This is a genomic window from Promicromonospora aerolata (assembly GCF_042682255.1).
Taxonomy (GTDB): domain Bacteria; phylum Actinomycetota; class Actinomycetes; order Actinomycetales; family Cellulomonadaceae; genus Promicromonospora; species Promicromonospora aerolata.
Genome location: NZ_JBHUHF010000001.1, coordinates 710,836 through 729,655 on the forward strand (window position 1 = coordinate 710,836; position 18,820 = coordinate 729,655).

13 protein-coding genes and 1 tRNA gene are annotated in these 18,820 nt (G+C 71.5%); 11 read left to right on the forward strand and 3 right to left on the reverse strand.

Annotation, left to right across the window (positions count from 1 at the left end; translation table 11 throughout):
• Nucleotides 1-36: 36 nt before the first annotated feature.
• Nucleotides 37-2,556: a glycoside hydrolase family 2 protein gene (locus ACFSL2_RS03180; RefSeq protein WP_377196444.1), complete on the forward strand. Its 2,520-nt coding sequence runs from the start codon at nucleotides 37-39 to the stop codon at nucleotides 2,554-2,556.
• Nucleotides 2,557-2,693: 137 nt separating this feature from the next.
• On the opposite strand, the gene ACFSL2_RS03185 is transcribed toward ACFSL2_RS03180, so the two are convergent.
• Complete coding sequence (locus ACFSL2_RS03185; RefSeq protein ID WP_377196445.1) at nucleotides 2,694-3,617, reverse strand: aldo/keto reductase; 924 nt, start codon at nucleotides 3,615-3,617, stop codon at nucleotides 2,694-2,696.
• Between the two features lie 794 nt (nucleotides 3,618-4,411).
• Between ACFSL2_RS03185 and ACFSL2_RS03190 the strand changes: the two genes are divergently transcribed.
• Together ACFSL2_RS03190 and ACFSL2_RS03195 are read left to right on the forward strand one after the other, a co-directional pair.
• Nucleotides 4,412-6,004, forward strand: a complete 1,593-nt coding sequence (locus tag ACFSL2_RS03190; RefSeq protein WP_377196446.1) for a molybdopterin-dependent oxidoreductase — start codon at nucleotides 4,412-4,414, stop codon at nucleotides 6,002-6,004.
• Between the two features lie 502 nt (nucleotides 6,005-6,506).
• Nucleotides 6,507-7,706, forward strand: a complete 1,200-nt coding sequence (locus ACFSL2_RS03195) for an IS481 family transposase (protein WP_377196447.1) — start codon at nucleotides 6,507-6,509, stop codon at nucleotides 7,704-7,706.
• 63 nt (nucleotides 7,707-7,769) lie between these two features.
• On the opposite strand, the gene ACFSL2_RS03200 is transcribed toward ACFSL2_RS03195, so the two are convergent.
• Nucleotides 7,770-7,843: transfer RNA gene (locus ACFSL2_RS03200), tRNA-Pro, on the reverse strand.
• A 107-nt stretch (nucleotides 7,844-7,950) separates the two neighbouring features.
• On the reverse strand, nucleotides 7,951-8,172 hold the full coding sequence (locus ACFSL2_RS03205) for a CsbD family protein (protein WP_377196448.1): 222 nt from the start codon (nucleotides 8,170-8,172) through the stop codon (nucleotides 7,951-7,953).
• 169 nt (nucleotides 8,173-8,341) lie between these two features.
• Between ACFSL2_RS03205 and ACFSL2_RS03210 the strand changes: the two genes are divergently transcribed.
• The 8 genes from ACFSL2_RS03210 (at nucleotide 8,342) to ACFSL2_RS03245 (ending at nucleotide 18,803) form a co-directional block, all read left to right on the forward strand.
• Nucleotides 8,342-10,060 (forward strand): acyltransferase, encoded by a 1,719-nt coding sequence (locus tag ACFSL2_RS03210; protein ID WP_377196449.1) that lies wholly within the window; start codon nucleotides 8,342-8,344, stop codon nucleotides 10,058-10,060.
• Nucleotides 10,057-10,797, forward strand: a complete 741-nt coding sequence (locus tag ACFSL2_RS03215) for a ThuA domain-containing protein (RefSeq protein WP_377196450.1) — start codon at nucleotides 10,057-10,059, stop codon at nucleotides 10,795-10,797. The genes ACFSL2_RS03210 and ACFSL2_RS03215 overlap by 4 nt, the downstream gene beginning before the upstream one ends.
• Complete coding sequence (locus ACFSL2_RS03220) at nucleotides 10,782-11,879, forward strand: Gfo/Idh/MocA family protein (protein ID WP_377196451.1); 1,098 nt, start codon at nucleotides 10,782-10,784, stop codon at nucleotides 11,877-11,879. The genes ACFSL2_RS03215 and ACFSL2_RS03220 overlap by 16 nt, the downstream gene beginning before the upstream one ends.
• Before the next feature lie 18 nt (nucleotides 11,880-11,897).
• Nucleotides 11,898-12,833 carry a Ppx/GppA family phosphatase gene (locus ACFSL2_RS03225; RefSeq protein ID WP_377196452.1) on the forward strand — a complete coding sequence of 312 codons (936 nt, stop codon included), beginning with the start codon at nucleotides 11,898-11,900 and terminating at the stop codon, nucleotides 12,831-12,833.
• Nucleotides 12,834-12,917: 84 nt separating this feature from the next.
• On the forward strand, nucleotides 12,918-15,626 hold the full coding sequence (gene ppdK, locus ACFSL2_RS03230) for a pyruvate, phosphate dikinase (protein WP_377196453.1): 2,709 nt from the start codon (nucleotides 12,918-12,920) through the stop codon (nucleotides 15,624-15,626).
• Between the two features lie 98 nt (nucleotides 15,627-15,724).
• On the forward strand, nucleotides 15,725-16,603 hold the full coding sequence (locus ACFSL2_RS03235; RefSeq protein WP_377196454.1) for a formate/nitrite transporter family protein: 879 nt from the start codon (nucleotides 15,725-15,727) through the stop codon (nucleotides 16,601-16,603).
• A 30-nt stretch (nucleotides 16,604-16,633) separates the two neighbouring features.
• Entirely contained in the window at nucleotides 16,634-17,509 is an 876-nt protein-coding gene (locus ACFSL2_RS03240) for an oxygenase MpaB family protein (RefSeq protein WP_377196455.1), read from the forward strand.
• Between the two features lie 61 nt (nucleotides 17,510-17,570).
• Entirely contained in the window at nucleotides 17,571-18,803 is a 1,233-nt protein-coding gene (locus ACFSL2_RS03245; RefSeq protein WP_377196456.1) for an MFS transporter, read from the forward strand.
• The last annotated feature ends 17 nt before the right edge of the window (nucleotides 18,804-18,820 follow it).

An 18,820-nucleotide genomic window follows, 5' to 3' on the forward strand; every position in this document is an offset into this window, starting at 1 on the left:
ACACGACCCCCCCGAACCACCACTCGCGAGGATCCCATGACGCACCTGCCCCCTTCCTTCCGCCCGCTGCACGAGAACTGGACCCTCACCGCCGTCGACGGTCCGCTACCCGACACCGTCGCGGCGGCGCTCGCAGACGCTATCCCCGCCACCGTGCCCGGGGAGGCGCACCTCGACCTGCTTGCCGCCGGACTGATCGCCGACCCGTTCGACGGTGACAACGAGGCTGCGCAGCAGTGGATCGGCGACACCTCGTGGCGGTTCGCCACGACGTTCGAGTGGGTACCGGGCGACGCCGAGCGCCACGACCTGGTGGCCCACGGCCTCGACACGGTCGCGACCGTCGAGCTCAACGGCGTAGTCGTCGCGACGACGCAGAACATGCACCGCTCCTACCGCTGGGACGTGCGTGAGCTGCTACGCGAGGGCTCGAACACACTGACGGTCACCTGCGCCGCACCGGTTCCCGAAGCGCTGGCGCGCGCCGAGCGGGACGGCGTCCTGCCTCGCACCAACCACCACGAGTACAACCAGCTGCGCAAGATGGCCTGCTCGTTCGGCTGGGACTGGGGCATCGACGTCGCCGGTGCGGGTATCTGGAAGCCCATCGGCCTGGAACCCTGGTCCGCGGTCCGGGTGGCCTCGGTCCGGCCGCTGGTCGACGTCGACGGTGCCACCGGGGTGCTGACGGCGCACGTTGAGATCGAGCGGGCCTCCGGCGACGACGACGTCCCCGTCACGGTCACGGTGACGTCGCCGACCGATGACGTCACCGTCGCCGAGGGCGTCGTCCCGGCCGGCGTTACCACCACCGTGGTCGAGGTCCGGGTGCCCGACGCCGATCTCTGGTGGCCCGTGGGACACGGAGCGCAGCCGCTGTACGGCGTGGATGTCTCAGCCGGCCCCGGCTCCTGGACCGGTCGCGTTGGCTTCCGCACCGTCAACGTGGACACCGCCGACGACGAGGCCGGAGCCCCGTTCGCGCTCCAGGTCAACGGCCAGACCGTGCTGGTGCGCGGTGTCAACTGGATCCCCGACCACGCGTTCCTCACCCGGGTCACCCGGGACAGGTACGAGCGGGCGATCGCGGACGCTCTGGACGGCAACATCAACCTCCTGCGGGTGTGGGGTGGCGGCATCTACGAGGACGACGAGCTGTACGACCTCGCCGACGAGGCAGGCATCCTCATGTGGCAGGACTTCCTGTTCGCCTGCGCTGCGTACTCGGAGGACGCGGCGATGTGGGCCGAGGTCGAGGCCGAGGCGCGCGAGAACATCACCCGTCTGTCTCCGCACCCTGCGCTCGTCATCTGGAACGGCAACAACGAGAACACGTGGGGTCGCGTCGACTGGGGCTGGGGAGACCGGCTGGCGGGCCGCCCGTGGGGCGACGGCTACTACACGGGACTGTTCCCCGCGCTCCTGGCCGATCTCGACCCGACGCGGTTCTACTCGCCGGCGTCGCCCTTCTCGTTCGGTGACTACCGGCACCCGAACGACGACCGCTTCGGCACGATGCACGTGTGGGACGTGTGGAACCGAGCCGACTACACCGTCTACCGCGACTATCGGCCCCGGTTCGTCAGCGAGTTCGGCTTCCAGGCGCCGCCGGCGTGGTCCACCCTGACGCGTGTCGTCCACGACGAGCCGATGGACCCGTTCGGCCACGAGATGCTCGTTCACCAGAAGGCCCACCTCGGTAACAAGAAGCTCGAGCGCGGCTGGCAGGGTCACCTGCCTGACCCGCGCGGCATCGAGGACTGGCACTGGGCGACGCAGCTCAACCAGGCCCAGGCTGTGCGGTTCGGCATCGAACACTGGCGGTCGCTGACACCGCACAACACCGGCACGATCCTGTGGCAGCTCAACGACAACTGGCCTGTGGTCTCCTGGGCGGCGGTCGACCACGATGGACACCGCAAACCGCTCTGGCACGCGGTGCGCGCCGCCTACGCCCCACGGCTCGCCACCATCCAACCGCGTGCCTCTCAGGACGCCGAGGACAACACCTGGCAGGGCCTCGTCCCCGAGGCCGACAGCACCACGCTGGTACTCGTCAACGACACCGCCTCGCCCTTCACCGGTACCTTCACGGCGACCCGTCAAACCTTCGACGGCGCCGTGCTCGCCACGGCGACACTCTCGGCGCAGGTGCCAGCGCGCGGCACGGCCGACGTCATGCTTCCCACCCACGTCGCCACCTTCGACGACGCCCTGCGCGAAGTCGTCGTCGTGACACCCGATACCGCCGACAGCGGCTTCGCACCAGCGTTCCTGGACGGGGCCGACGTCGTCGAGCAGCGCCTGGACCCGGCCCCGGTCAAGGTCACGGCTGCGGTCGCCGACAGCGGTGTGGCCCTGACGATCACGGCCACCTCCTACGTCCGCGACCTCATGGTTCTCGCGGACAAGGTCGACCCGGCCGCGCACGTCACGAGTGGCCTGGTCAGCCTGACGGCGGGCCAGTCGGTCGCGATCCACGTGACCACTGGGTCCGACGTCGACCCCGCGGCCTTCGCGGGCACCCTGCGCTGCGCGAACGACCTGCTGGGGTAGGAGGAGGTCGGACTACCGCTCCAGCAACCCAGAAGCCTCCACCGAGCCCGGTTGCCGGTGCGCTGGGATGCTGGCTGCCTCGGCACGCTCACGCCGACGGTCGGGCTGTCCCGGTCGGCGTGAGCGCGCACCGCTCGTCAGCGGCCGTGGGGCCCTGTCTGGTGTGAAGGCGGGGGCAGCGCGTCGTCCAGCTCGGCCCAAACGCCGTCGGGGATGTTGACTGTGGCCCAGTCGACAAGCTGCGCGATCTGGCCGGGGGCGGTCGCCCCGACGATCGTTGCTGTGATCCGCGGCTCGCGGCGGCTGAGGCCCAGCGCCAGTGAGCCCACGGAAACACCTGCCTCGCTCGCGATCGCGCGGATCCTCAGCAGGGCCCGCTCCTGTTCGGCATCGACCGCACGGTAGTGATAGTTGCGCAGCGGGCCCGCGTCGCGGGAGAGAGCCCCACCTCCGAAGGGAGCGGCATTGAACACGGCGATGCCGCGGCCGGCGGCCTCGGTAAGCAGCGAATCAGCGGATCGGTCGAGGAGGCTGTACCGGTTGTGGGTGATGACGGCGTCGAAGTGACCGGTGCGGACGAATCGCTCGAGAAGAGCGATCGGGCCCCCCGCGACGCCGAGGTGTCCGATCACGCCTTCCTCCTGCAACGCGAGGAGAGCGCGCACGGGCCCGTCAGGCGCAAGCGCTTCATCGAAGCTGATGCGCTCCGGATCATGCAGGTGCACCAGGGGGAATCGATCGATACCCAGGCGGTGTCTCGACTCTTCGATCGACGCGCGGACGCGGTCCCCCGAGAAGTCGTCGTGGCCCGGCACCGGGCCCACCTTGGTGAACACTTGGATGCTTGCGGGAGTGTCCGGCAGAGCGGCACCGATGAATTCCTCGGCCCGTCCGTAGTTGTTGCTCGTGTCCCAGTCGGTCAGGCCGGCCGCCGCCGCGGCCCGCAGCACCGCCAAGGCCTCCGCGGACTCGAGGCGATTGCCCAGCGCAGAGGTGCCAAAAAGGAGGTCGCCGGTCGTGAGGTCTGTCCTGCCGACCTGGAGACGCCTCTGTGAGTTCATGGAAGTCCCATCTCTCGTCGGTGCTGGTATGGACCGTGCGGCTGCAGCAGAGAGCCGTAGCGCGGTCGGATGTCGTTGCTTGGCGGATGGTCCTGACGGTCCCCGCGGCATCGAAGTAGCCTTCCACCCGGGCGATGGTTAATCAATGGATGTAACGAAGTAGTTGCCGACCGGCGGTCGATTGGCCTGGCATCGCTACGACCGCGCTGTGGAACTCTCCACTGTTAGTTCCGACAGTTGACGAAGAAGCCCGGTTCAGTGGCGCAGAAATCTGCAGCTCTGACAGGTGGTAGTCATTCGGCGTCACCCGGCATGAGCGTTGCGCCGTGGGCGAGGTTGTCGACCAAGGGCCGGCGCAACCGTGTCGTGCCGATCATCGATCCGGGCCGCGAGACGCTCGAACGGCCGACGGCAGCTCGTCGGGCTGACGCACCCCTGATCACCGGGCCACGCAGAGGGACGATCACCACGGCGACGCTTCGGGATGCCACGGGCTGGGACGAACTGGTGAATCAGCTCGGAGTTGAAGGTCTCGTGCGGCTCGGGCTCCAGGCATCCGCGGGGTGCGATCGGTCAGCGCATGAAGCTGGGCATTCACCCTGACCCATCCTGATCGTCTACCGCTCCGAACCTTCTAGGTCCTGCTCAGGCGGCAGCTTGCCGCCAGCACAAGGAGGATCGGTTATGCGTACGTCAAGAATCGCTCTCTTCGCTGCCGAAGCGGCCCTGGTGGGCCTGCCGTTGGTAGTTGCGCCGGCCGGCGCGGCAGAGAGCAACGAGCTCACGCCAAGCCCATGACACAGGCAACTGAGAGCCCCGCGGTGCCGTCTGTCGAGCGCTCTCCGGGCGACGGGTGGTGGGCCGTGCTCGCGGGCGTGCTCGCCGGTGGCGCCGGGCTAGCCGTCGCGGAGCTCGTTGCCGCGGTCATCGCACCTGCTGCCAGCACGCTGTTCGCAGGCGGCGCCGCCGTGGTCGACGCCGTGCCTCCATGGCTCAAGGATGTTGCCGTGGAGTGGTTCGGTACCAACGACAAGGCAGTGCTGCTCGCCACGATGGGCGTGGTGCTGGCCATGGGAGCCGCGCTTGCGGGCTGGCTGGAACTGCGCCGCCCGCCGGCGGGCGCGGTGCTGGTGGGAGTCGTCGGTGTCGTCGGGGTCGCCGTGGCGTTGCTGCGCCCGAGCGCGACGCCGCTGTGGGCGCTGCCCAGCGCCATCGGGCTGGGCGCCGCGGTGCTCCTGCTGCGTGCCGCCGTGGCGCGGCTGCGGCCTGTGCCGGGGCGGAGTGAGGTCTCGGCGGGCGGGATTCCGGGCGGCGCCGTGGACCGGCGTGGTTTCCTGACCGTATCGGGCATCACCGTGGGTGTCGCGGTGCTCGCGCTGGCCGGCTCGCGCGTGCTGTCGATGGGCTCGACCGCGATCAGCGCCGTACGGGAGAAGCTCCGCCTGCCCGCTGCGCGCATGCCGGCGCCGCCGGTCCCCGTCGGGGCTGACCTGAAGCTCGACGACCTGGCGCCGTATGTCACCCCGAACGCGGACTTCTACCGCATCGACACCGCGCTGATCGTGCCGCAGCTGAACCCACAGGACTGGTCGCTGGAGGTCCGTGGTCTGGTGGACGAGCCGTTCACGCTCACCTGGGACGAGCTCATGGAGCTGCCGATGGAGGAGCACTACGTCACGCTCTCGTGCGTGAGCAACGCCGTGGGCGGCGACCTGGTCGGCAACGCCCTCTGGCTCGGCTACCCGATCCGCGCGCTTCTGGAACGGGCCAAGCCTCAGGCCGGCGCCGACATGGTGCTCTCCGGCAGCGACGACGGGTTTAGCGCCGGCACGCCGCTGGAGGTGCTCCAGGACCCGGAGCGTGAGAGCCTGCTCGCGATCGGCATGAACGGCGAGCCGCTGCCCGCGGAGCACGGCTTCCCCGCGCGGTTGGTGGTGCCCGGGCTCTACGGGTACGTCTCGGCCACCAAGTGGGTTACCTCGCTGGAGGTGACCACCTTCGACGCCGACCAGGGCTACTGGACCCCGCGCGGCTGGTCCGCACTGGGGCCGATCAAGATCGCGTCGCGCATCGACGTGCCGCGCTTGTCCACGTCCGTGTCCGCCGGTGCCGTGACCGTGGCCGGCGTGGCCTGGGCGCAGCACACCGGCATCAGCAAGGTCGAGGTCCGTGCCGACGGCGGCGACTGGGTCACCGCTGAGCTCGCCGAGACGGTGGGCCCCGACACGTGGCGCCAGTGGCACGTCTCGATCGATCTGGAGGCCGGTTACCGCACCCTGGCGGTGCGCGCCACGGACTCGGACGGGCAGGTCCAGACCGAGACCAAGGCGCCGCCGGCTCCCGACGGGGCGTCGGGCTGGCAGACCATCTCGATCAAGGTGGACTGACCGGGGGTGGTCGGGTCGCAGCCCGCGACCTTTACCGTTTGCCCGCGTGCGGTGCGCGTGCCACACAGGCATCGACCTACCGATCGCCGACCTGCGTCGATGGAGGATCCGCCGGCGTGCCCGAGACCCCTTCCGTAGCCAGAAACCGCGCATGACCAGCGATGTTGTGGTCCTTCCGGCCGTAATGCCGGCGCTGTGTTTTGAGCCCAGGGGCAACCATCCGAGATCGCCTGTGTGGCCCCGAACGGGCTACCTGCTGACCGACGCGGGCGAGGCATTCGGGCCTGGTGGACACAAAATGGCCACAAGAACGGGCAGGAAGAGGGCGGCGACGATGCAGCCGAGACGGCATGAAAAACGCCCCTCACCTGCGATAACAGGTGAGGGGCGAATCGGTCGGGCTGACTGTGTGTGATCTCAGGACATCGGAATGGGGTGTCTCGGGTCATCGGAATAGGCGTGTCTCAAGACATCGGCATCCCGCGGCCGGTACACCCCGGTCATGTCCATCAGGAAGCTCGTGATCACGGCCGTGCTGGCCGGTTCGTCGCAGTCCGAGACCGCCCGCCGCTACGGCGTCTCGCAGGGCTGGGTCTCACGACTCATGGCCCGCTACGCGGCCGAGGGTGACGCCGCCTTCGAGACCCGGTCTCGCCGCCCGCACACCACACCGAACGCGACCCCACCTGCTGTCGTGGAACAGATCCTGCGACTACGCAAGCGTCTGACCGAGCAGGGCCTGGACGCCGGCGCCGACACGATCGTGTGGCACCTGACCCACCACCACCAGACCACCGTCTCCCGGGCCACCGTCCACCGGATCCTGACCCGCGAAGGCACCATCACCCCCGAACCCAGGAAACGCCCCCGGTCCTCCTACCTCCGATTCCAGGCCGACCAGCCGAACGAGACCTGGCAGTCCGACTTCACCCACTACCGGCTCACCCGACCCGACGGCACTCCCGGCACCGACGCCGAGATCATCACCTGGCTGGACGACCACTCCCGCTACGTGCTGCACGCCAGCGCTCACCAGCGCGTCACCGCACCCGTCGTGCTGCACACGTTCCGCAAGGCCTGTGAGCAGCACGGACACCCCGCTTCGGTGCTGACCGACAACGGCATGGTCTACACCGTCCGCTACGCCGGCGGCCGCGGTGGACGCAACCACCTCCAGCACGAGCTACGCCGCCTGAACATCGTCCAGAAGAACGGCCGCCCGAACCACCCCACCACCCAGGGCAAGGTCGAACGCTTCCAGCAGACCATGAAGAAATGGCTCCGCGCCCAGCCGATCCAGCCGACGACGACCACAGAGCTGCAAACACTGATCGACACCTTCGTCGACGAGTACAACCACCGGCGCCCACACCGGTCACTGCCGCACCGCCAGACCCCGGCCACCGCCTACCAGGCCCGCCCGAAGGCGACCCCGAACACCGACCGCACCACCGATACCCACGACCGCGTCCGCCACGACCGCGTCTCGACCGCCGGAACCATCACCCTGCGCCACAACGGCACGCTCTACCGGATCGGGATCGGCAAGACCTACGCCCGAACCTACGTCCTGGCCTTGGTCCAGGACCTCGACATCCGGATCATCAACGCAGCCACCGGTGAAATCCTCCGCGACCTCACACTCGACCCGACCCGGATCTACCAGGGCACCGGCCGACCACCCGGCCCTACCCGGAAATGACGAATGGCCTGAACCTACGATTCGTAGGTTCAGGCCATTCCGATGTCCTGCGACATCACACGGTCGGGCTGACAGGATTTGAACCTGCGACCCCTTGACCCCCAGTCAAGTGCGCTACCAAGCTGCGCCACAGCCCGCGGCGTTCCCGAGCATGCTCGAGACTACCGGTTTCGACCCCGGAGGGCCGACGGAAATACTACCCCACCTCGGGCCCTGCGCCAGACCAGGCAGTGCTCACAGCTCGTCAGCGGTTCTGGTTCTCGTCGTCGACGGCGTCGCGTGCGGCGTCCTTCGCGTCCTGTGCCGCGTCCTTGGCCTTGTCGCCGGCCTGCTCCGCCTCGGCGGAGAGCTCCTCGGTGCGGCCTTCGGCCTGCATCTCCGGATTGTCCGTCACGTCACCGACGTTCTCCTTGAGCCGGCCCTTGGACTCCTCGGCCTGGTGCTTGATCTTGTCTTCCATGCTCATGGCTGCTCCCTACGTCGCGCTGTGCGCTGTCTCGCCGGAGCCCGGACGCTCACTCTCGCCGCGCCCCGGGCGTTTCCACCGTGTCACCGCACGCGGCCGCTCGCACGTGTGTCACGCGCCGGCCACCGCGGCTCCTACCGGGGTAGACCCCGCCGATAGGGTTGCCGGCGTGCATCACTCCATGGCCGAGGGCGTCCGTCGAATCGATTTCTTTCCCTGGGAGTACGACCCCACGTCGGAGGAGGGCGCGGCGCAGGCGGTACGTCAGGAACCACTGGTCGCCGACGGTGCGCAGCTCGGTGCCGGCGTCTTCATCGCCCCGAACGCGGCGGTGTTCTGTGACCGGCTCACGGTCGGCGACCGCACCTACATCGCGGCGCTCGCGTACGTGACGGGCGAGCTGACGATCGGTGCGGACTGCTCGATCAACCCGTACGCCGTGGTCCGCGGCGAGATCCGGATGGGCGACGGCGTACGGATCGGCGCGCACACCTCGATCCTCGGGTTCAACCACCGCATGTCCACCGACCTGCCGATCTTCCGGCAGGGCACCTGGAACAAGGGGATCACGCTCGGGGACGACGTGTGGATCGGCTCGAACGCCACGATCCTCGACGGTGTCACGATCGGGGACCACGTCATCGTCGGGGCCGGTGCGGTCGTGACCAAGGACGTGCCCGACTGGGCGGTCGTGGCCGGCAACCCGGCGCGGATCATCCGCGACCGGCGCACCGGGACGGCGGCCGCGCCGGTCCCGGACCTCGGCGCCGAGCTCCAGACCTTCGCCGACCGGGCCCGCCGACAGGCCGGCGACCTGCTGGCCCGCTGCTTCGAGGACGGGCGGTTCGTCGACCGACCCGCGGCTGCCGCAGGGCCGCTCGACCCGGCGGTCCGGCCCTGGGCCGACGCCGTCGAGATCGCCGACCTGCTGCTGGACGCACCACCGCCCGGGTTCGCCGCAGCCGACCTCGTCCGCCGGCTCACCGCGCGACAGGACCCGGTGACGGGGCTCGTCCCGGGCGGCGACCTCTCCGATCAGGGCCTCGCCCGTCCGACGACGGCGGACGAGCCCCTCAGCCCGACCGACGGCAGCGCGAGCTACCACGTGCTCAGCGTCGGCTACGCGGTGCGGCTGCTGGGCGGTCGGCTCCCGCACCCGGTCCGGGCCGTCCACGGCCTGAGCGAGCGAGACCTGGTCCGGGACCTCGAGGCACGCGACTGGGGTGCGCAGGCATGGGGGAGCGGCGCCGCCGTCGACGCGCTCGCCACGGCGTGCGCCCTGAACATCGCCGACTTCTCCGCGGAGCTCGCCGACGGCGGCACCGGCCCGCTCTACGGGCTCCTGGGCTGGCTGTCCGCACGTGCGAACCCCGAGACGGGCATGTGGGGCACGCCGCGGCCCGGCCGGGTGGGGCAGCGCTGGCTACAGGCCGTCAACGGGTTCTACCGGCTGACCCGCGGGTCCTACGCGCAGCTCGGACTGCCGTTGCCCTATCCCGACGCGGCCGTCGACACCGTGCTGGAGCACTCGACCGACCCCCACCTCGCGACGCCCGAGGGGTACACCGCCTGCAACGTCCTCGACATCATCCACCCCCTCTGGCTCGCCGCCCGGCAGACCGAGCACCGGCGCGCCGAGGGCCAGGCGTGGGCGCAGGACCAGCTGCGGCGGGCGCTGGACAACTGGTCGGACGGCGAGGGCTTCGCGTTCGCCCCGGGCAGCGCCGGCCCCGACGGCGTGCCCGGGCTCCAGGGGACCGAGATGTGGCTGAGCATCATCTGGCTGCTTGCCGACTACCTCGGCCTCGCCGACGCGCTCGGCTTCCGCCCGCGCGGCGTGCACAACCCCGACCCCCTGATCCGTCTGGCACCGAGAGGCACTGTATGACCACATCGCAGGGCAGCACACCGCACGACACCACGCCGCCGACGACGAAGCGCGCGCTGATCGTGCGCGGGGGATGGGCCGGGCACCAGCCCGTGGAGACCACCGACTCGTTCGTGCCCTTCCTGACCGGGCACGGCTACGAGGTCCGGGTCGAGGAGTCGACGGCCGTGTACGCCGACGCGGACTACCTGGCCGGCGTCGACGTCATCGTCCAGACCGTCACCATGAGCACGATCGAGGGCGAGGAGCTGCGCGGCCTGATCGCTGCCGTGGCAGGCGGCACGGGGCTGGCCGGGTGGCACGGTGGCATCGCCGACTCGTTCCGCAGCAGCTCGGAGTACCTCCAGCTCATCGGCGGGCAGTTCGCCAGCCACCCGGCGAAGGCCGCACCCGACGAGCTGGTGGGGGAGGCCGCCGACAACTTCGTGCGGCACACGATCGACATCGTGCCCGGACGGGCGGACCACCCGATCGTCGCCGGTCTCGCCGACTTCGAGCTGACGACGGAGCAGTACTGGGTGCTGTCGGACGACTACAACGACGTGCTCGCCACGACGACCGTCGCCACCCACGACCACACCGCGTGGCAGCGGCCGATCACCTGCCCGGCCGTCTGGACCCGTCAGTGGGGTCAGGGCCGCGTCTTCGTCTCGACGCCGGGCCACGACCTCGCCGTCGTCGAGGACCCGAACGTCCGGACGATCATCGAGAGGGGCATCCTGTGGGCCAGCCGCTGAACGTCGGCATCGTCGGACTCGGGGCGATCTCCGGGGCGTACCTGTCCACGTTCGAGCGGCTCGACGCCGTGCGGCTCGTCGCGGTCGCCGACCTCGACGCGGCGCGCGCGGAGGCGGTGGCCGCGGAGCACGGCGCGCGGGCGCTGACGGTCGACGAGCTGACCCGCGACCCCGGCGTCGACCTCGTGGTGAACCTGACGACGCCGGCCGCCCACGCCGAGATCGCGCTGCGGGCCATCGCCGAGGGCAAGGACGTGTACGGCGAGAAGCCCCTCGCGGTCACGCTCGAGGATGCCCGCGCGGTGATCGAGGCCGGCCGCGCGGCCGGGGTGCGGGTGGGCTGCGCCCCGGACACCGTGCTCGGGACGGGCGTGCAGACGGCCCGGAAGGCGGTCGACGACGGCGCGATCGGTGAGCCGGTCGCCGCGACGGCGGTGATGATGACGCCGGGCCACGAGCGCTGGCACCCCAACCCGGACTTCTACTACCGGTCGGGTGGCGGCCCGCTCCTGGACATGGGCCCGTACTACGTGACCACGCTGGTCACGCTGCTCGGCCCGGTGGTGTCCGTGGTCGGCGCCGCGAGCCACACCCGGGCGACGCGCGAGATCGGCTCGGGGGCCCGGGCGGGCCAGGTCATCGCGGTCGACGTCGACACCCACGTGACGGGAGTGCTCCGGCACGCCTCGGGCGTGCTGTCGACCCTGGTGATGAGCTTCGACTCGGTCGCCACCCAGGCCTCCAGCATCGAGGTGCACGGTCAGACCGGGTCGCTCGTCGTCCCCGACCCCAACCGGTTCGACGGCGACGTGCAGCTGCACGAGCTCGGCGGCGCCTGGCAGACCCTGCCGCCCAGCGCCGGGTACCGGGACGCGGCCCGCGGGTACGGCGTGGCCGACCTCGCGGCCACGCCGCCGCGGGCCGTCGCACGCGCGAACGGCGAGGTCGCCTACCACGTCCTCGACATCATGACGGCGCTGCTCGCCGCCGCCGACACGGGCACGACGGTGAGTGTCGAGAGCACGTGCGCCCGGCCGGCGCCCGTGCCGCTGTCGGACGCGCCGGTCCCCGGCCCGCGCTGACCCGGTAGCGTCTGTCCCATGCGTCTTGGCGTGCTCGACATCGGTTCCAACACGGGGCACCTGCTGGTCGTCGATGCCCACGGTGGCGCGGCGCCGCTGCCCGCCTCCTTCCACAAGGAGCCGCTGCGGCTCGCCGAGCACCTGGACGACCGGGGCGCCGTCGGGCAGGCGGGGGTGGACGCCCTCGTGGAGTTCACGGCGCAGGCCATGCGTGTCGCCGAGGAGCGGGGCTGCGCCGAGACGCTGGCGTTCGCGACGTCCGCCGTGCGCGACGCCGTGAACTCCGAGACGGTGCTCAAGACGGTGCTCGACCGCACGGGCGTGCGGCTGCAGGTGCTCAGCGGCGAGGACGAGGCCCGGCTGACGTTCCTGGCGGTGCGCCGGTGGTTCGGCTGGTCGGCCGGGCGGCTGGCCGTGTTCGACATCGGCGGTGGCTCGCTGGAGATCGCCGGCGGGTCCGACGAGGCGCCCGACACCGCGTGGTCCCTCCCGCTCGGGGCGGCCCGACTCGCCCGCACCCACTTCGGGAGCGTGCCCGACGCCGAGGCGCTCCGCGCCCTGCGCCGGGACCTGCGCGCCGACATCGCGCAGAACGCCGGGAACCTGCTCCGCAGCGGACGGCCGGACCGCGCGGCCGCGACCTCGAAGACCTTCCGTTCCCTGGCGCGCATCTGCGGCAGTGCCCCGGCGGGTGACGGGCCGCTGGTGCGCCGGGTGCTGTCGCTCGAGACTCTCCGCGAGCAGATCGGTGAGCTGACCCGCATGGCTCCCGACGACCTGGCCCGGCTGCCCGGCGTCTCGTCGAGCAGGACCCACCAGATCGTTCCCGGTGCGCTCGTCGCCGAGGCCTGCATGGACGTCTTCGACCTGGCCGAGCTCGAGATCTGTCCCTGGGCGCTGCGCGAGGGTGTGATCCTCGAACGGCTCGACCTGATGCCGCACATCAGCGTCTGACCGCAGGCAGGCGCCCCCCGGTGCGAGTTAGCGTGGGGACCAGGGTGCTCACGGACGCGCACCTGCCGAGGCGGGGTGACGACGATGCCGAAGTACGTGTACCGGTTCGACGAGGGGCGCAAGGACCAGCGCGACCTGCTGGGCGGCAAGGGCGCGAACCTGGCCGAGATGACGCGTATCGGTCTGCCCGTGCCACCGGGTTTCACGATCAGCTCCGAGGCGTGCCGTGCCTACATGCGCGACGGGCACCTGCCGCCCGGGCTGCGCGTCGAGGTCACCACCGCGTTGCGACAGGTCGAGGACGCCCTCGGACGCCGGCTCGGCGCGCCGCGGGACCCGCTGCTCGTCTCGGTACGTTCGGGCGCCAAGGTCTCGATGCCCGGCATGATGGACACGGTCCTCAACGTGGGGCTCACCGACGCCTCCGTACAGGGCCTGGCGGACATGTCGGGCGACGAGCGGTTCGCCTGGGACTCCTACCGGCGCCTGGTGCAGATGTTCGGCGCCACGGTCCTCGGGATCGATCCCCGCCCGTTCGGCGAGGCGCTCGATGCCCGCAAGGCAGCGGTCGGCGCCGTGTCCGACGTCGACCTCACGGCCGGCGACCTGCGCGGGCTCGTGGACGAGTACCTGCAGATCGTGCGGACGACGTGTGGCCGCGAGTTCCCGCAGGACCCGCGCGAGCAGCTCGACCTGGCGATCGATGCGGTGTTCGGCTCGTGGGACACCGAGCGCGCCCGCCTGTACCGGCGTCGTGAGCGCATCCCGGACCGCCTCGGCACCGCGGTCAACGTCATGGCGATGGTGTTCGGCAACCTGGGTGCCGACTCGGGAACCGGCGTGGCGTTCACGCGCGACCCCTCGTCCGGGCACGCTGGCGCGTACGGCGACTACCTCCCCAACGCCCAGGGCGAGGACGTCGTGGCGGGGATCCGCAACACCCTCACGCTCGACGACCTGCACGCGCGGGACCCGACGTCGTACGACGAGCTCCTCGCGGCGATGCGGCGCCTGGAGACCCACTACCGCGACCTGTGCGACATCGAGTTCACGATCGAGCGGGGCCGGCTGTGGCTCCTGCAGACCAGGGTGGGCAAGCGCACGGCGGGTGCGGCGTTCCGCGTCGCCGTGCAGCTCGTCGACGAGCACCTCATCACCCTCGACGAGGCGCTCGCGCGCGTCACCGGGGAGCAGCTCGGGCGGCTCCTGTTCCCGCAGTTCGACCGCACCGCCGGCGCGCCGCTGCTCACCCGAGGTCTGGGTGCCTCGCCCGGGGCGGCCGTCGGCGAGATCGTCCTGGACAACGCACAGGCGATCGAACGCACCCAGGCGGGCGTGCAGGCCATCCTCGTGCGGCGGGAGACCAACGCGGACGATCTGGCCGGGATGATTTCCGCCGCCGGGATCCTCACCGCTCGCGGCGGCAAGACGTCGCACGCCGCCGTCGTCGCGCGCGGGATGGGGAGGTGCGCGGTGGTCGGGGCGGAGGCGCTCGACGTCGACGAGGTGCGCGGCGAGGTGCGTGTCGACGACGCCGTGCTGCGACCGGGCGACGTCATCGCGCTCGACGGTACGACGGGCGAGGTGTTCCGTGGCGAGGTGCCCGTCGTCGACTCGCCGGTCCTGCGGTACGTCGCGGAGGGGCTCGACGCCGGCCTGCGGTCCGCCGCCGACGACGGCGTGCGCGAGCTCGTGCACGCCGTGCACCGCCTGCTGACCCACGCCGACTCCGTGCGTCGCCTGCGGGTGCGTGCCAATGCCGACACCGCCGACGACGCGCGCCGTGCCCGGGCCCGCGGCGCCGAGGGCATCGGGCTGTGCCGCACCGAGCACCAGTTCCTCGGCGAGCGTCGCCGCCACGTCGAGCAGGTCGTCCTCGCCGGGAGTGAGGACGAACGGCAGGCCGCCCTCGCCGCCCTGCTGCCGCTGCAGCGCGCGGACTTCACCGACCTGCTCGAGGCCATGGACGGCCTGCCCACGACGATCCGGCTCCTCGACCCGCCGCTGCACGAGTTCCTGCCCGACCTCACGGAGCTGTCGGTGCGGGTCGCCCTGGCGGAGCAGCGTGGGCAGGTCGACGAGCACGACGTGCGGCTGCTCGCGGCCGTACGTCGCACGCACGAGCAGAACCCGATGCTGGGGCTGCGCGGGGTCCGGCTCGGGCTGACGGTTCCTGGCCTGTTCGCGGTGCAGGTGCGCGCGATCGCAGAGGCGACGGTCGAGCTGCGCCGCGCAGGACGTGACCCGCGCCCCGAGATCATGGTGCCGCTCGTCGGCTCGGCGCGGGAGATGCAGCTCGTACGGGTCGAGACGGAGAGGGTGCTCGCGGAGGTCGCCGCGAGCAGCGGCGAGCGGCTCAGGATGCCGATCGGGTGCATGATCGAGCTGCCGCGTGCCGCGCTCACCGCGCAGCGCATCGCGACCCAGGCGGACTTCTTCTCGTTCGGGACCAACGACCTGACGCAGACGACGTGGGGATTCTCGCGGGACGACGTCGAAGGCAGCTTCTTCCCGGCCTATCTCGACAACGGGGTGCTGACGGTCTCGCCGTTCGAGACGCTCGACGCCGACGGCGTCGGGGCGCTCGTCCGTGCCGGTGTCGAGAGCGGCCGGTCGGCGCGTCCGGACCTGCACTGCGGGGTGTGCGGTGAGCACGGGGGAGACCCCGAGTCGATCCACTTCTTCCACCAGGTGGGCCTCGACGACGTGTCGTGCTCACCCTTTCGGATCCCGGTCGCGCGGCTCGAGGCCGGCCGGGCGGCCGTGACCGTCGGCGACGACGCCACCGTCTAGCCCGCTCTCGGCGTCGGGCGGCCGGTGGTGAGGAAAAAGCGCCGCGAACGTAACTCCGCGGCTCGCGGCACGAAACCCGCCTTCGCGAGTCTCCCGTCATGACCCATGTGCAGCCAGCAGACCTTGTGACCCGCATGATCGACGCCGGTGAGGCGAAGGTGCACCTCTCGACGAGGGACACGCTGATCCGCGCCTTCATGGGCGCGGCACTGCTCACGATCGCCGCGGCGTTCGCGGTCACGGTCTCGACCCGGACGGGCGAGCCGCTGCTCGGCGCCGTCCTGTTCCCCGTGGGGTTCGTCATGCTCTACCTGCTCGGGTTCGACCTGCTCACCGGCGTCTTCACGCTCGCGCCGCTGGCGTGGCTGGCCAAGCGGCCGGGGGTCACCATCGGCGCGGTGCTGCGCAACTGGGGACTGGTGTTCGTGGGCAACCTGGCCGGCGCGATCATGGTGGCCGTCCTGATGGCCGTCTACTTCACCTACGGCTTCTCGACCGAGCCCAGCGAGGTGGGCCGGGCGATCGGCGTGATCGGCGAGGGGCGCACCGTCGGTTATGCCGACCACGGCGCCGCCGGCATGCTGACGCTGTTCGTCCGCGGCGTGCTGTGCAACTGGATGGTGTCCACGGGTGTGGTCTTCGCGATGGTCTCGACCAGCGTGACCGGCAAGGTGGTCGCGATGTGGATGCCCATCATGCTGTTCTTCTACATGGGGTTCGAGCACTCGATCGTGAACATGTTCCTGTTCCCGTCCGGCCTCCTGCTCGGCGCCGACTTCACGGTCGTGGACTACCTGGTCTGGAACGAGATCCCGACGGTGATCGGCAACCTCGTGGGCGGGCTCACGTTCGTCGGGCTCGTCATGTACGCCACGCACGCCCGGACGGCGCCGAGCCGGCGCCCCGCCGTGGCCGGAGCCGTCGCGGAACCCGTGGTCAGCGAGCCGACGGCGGACCGGGAGCGCGAGCTGGTCTGAGCCCGTCGCCACCGGGCGGATACTGGCGGTATGCCGGTTGTCTCCAACCCCGTCGAGCGTCTGCGTGCCCGGGTGGGCGATGCGCTCTTCCTGCGGGTCGCCGGCCCGGGCGGGTACGAGGCGCGCGACCGGATCCACCGCACGCCCGGACCCCGCTGGTTCCCGCCCGACAGCCCGATCCAGCGGGTCCACGGCGACTCGGCGACCTTCGTCGGCGGGCTGCGGGCGCTGCTCCTGCAGTCGCTGCACCCGCTCGCGATGGCGGGCGTGGCCGGCCACTCCGGCTACCGCGGCGACCCGTGGGGCCGTCTCGCCCGCACGTCCACGTTCCTCGCCTACACGACGTTCGCGACGGCGGAGCACGCCGAGGAGATGGTGGAACGGGTGCGCACCGTCCACGCCAGGGTGCGGGGCAAGGCGCCTGACGGTCGCCCGTACCGCGCGAGCGACCCGCACCTGCTCACGTGGGTGCACGTCGCAGAGGCCGACTCGTTCCTTGCCGCCCACCAGCGCTACGGCGTCCGGCCGCTCGATCCGGACGAGGCGGACCAGTACGTCGCCCAGTCCGGGCGCGTGGCCCGCGCGCTCGGCGCCGAGCAGGTCCCGGAGTCGGTCGCCGAGCTGGCCGAGTGCATCGAGTCGTACCGGGGCGAGCTCGAGGTCACCCCGGCCGCCGTCGACACCGCACGCTTCCTGCTGCGCGAGCCGCCGCTTCCCCGGCCGGTGCGGGCGCCCTACCGGCTGCTCGCGGCGGGAGCCGTGGCGCTGCTGCCCCCGTGGGCTCGTGCGCAGCTCGACGTCGACACGTGGTTCAGCCGGAACTGCGGCGGACCGGCCGGGGGAGTCGCCATCCGGGCCGTGCGCTGGGGGATGGACTCCGTCACGGGACAGGGCCGCAGGTACTAGCGGTCGAATCGTTCCGGCGCAGATGTGTACGGTCGTACATTCCCTGCGTACGATCACCCCCATGGCCGACCCGTACCGCCGTGTCCGACTGTCCCTGTTCGCCCTGACGCTCCTGACCGGGATCGGCCTGTCCTCCTGGGTGACCCGCACGCCCGCGGTGCGGGACGCCGTGGACGCGTCGACGGCCGGGATGGGCCTGATCCTCTTCGGGCTGTCGGTCGGGTCGATGGCCGGCGTCCTGTCGGCGGGTGCTTTCGTCCGCCGCCACGGTGCCCGGCCCGTGATCGTGGTGGGCGCCGTGCTCACCGTCGTCGGCATCGCGGTGATCGGCCTGGGCGCCGGCGCGTCGACGGCGTGGGGCGTCTTCGTCGGGCTCCTGCTCGTCGGGCTCGGCGGCGGGCTGGGCGAGATCGGCCTCAACATCGAGGCGGCGGCCGTGGAGACGGCCACCCGACGGCCCGTGCTCCCGCTGCTGCACGGCTGCTTCAGCCTCGGCACCGTGGTGGGGGCGCTCGCGGGGATCGGGCTGACGGCGCAGCAGTTCCCGGTCTTCTGGCACCTGCTGGCGGTGACGGCCGTCATGGCCGCGCTCGCCGTGTGGGCGTTCCCCGGTATCCCCGCCGGTACGGGCCGGGTGCCCGGCCGCGGGCCGGCGCGTGCCCGGCCGGTCGCCGGCGGTCCGCGGACCCGCGCGCGGCGGCCCAGCGTCTGGCGCGACTCGCGCCTCCTGCTCATCGGCGTCGTCGTGCTGGCGATGGCCTTCGCCGAGGGATCGGCCAACGACTGGCTCCCGCTGCTCATGGTCGACGGGCACGGGGTCTCCGCCACGAGCGGGTCGCTGGTCTACGCGGGCTTCGCGCTCGCCATGACCGTCGGCCGCTTCGCGGGCGGTCCCTTCGTGGTCCGCTACGGGCGTGCGGCCGTCCTGTCCGTCAGCGCCGTCGGTGGGGCGATCGGGGTCGCGGGGGTCGCCTTCGCGCCGAACCCGGTCCTGGCCGGCATCGCCGTGGCGCTCTGGGGGCTCGGCGCCTCGCTCGGCTTCCCGGTGGCGATCTCGGCGGCCGGTGACGACCCGGAGCGGGGCGCCGAGCGGGTGAGCGCGGTCGCGACCTGCGGCTACCTCGCGTTCCTCGTGGGCCCGCCGCTGCTCGGGTTCATCGGCGAGTACGCGGGACTCCGGCAGGCGATGCTCGTGGTCATGGGGCTGCTCGTCGTCGCGGCGGTCGCCGCGCGGGGCGCCCGGTCGCGGCCGATGCCCGTCGACGAACCCGCGGCCCCTCGCCCCGTCGGCTGACGTGGGGTGACCGACCC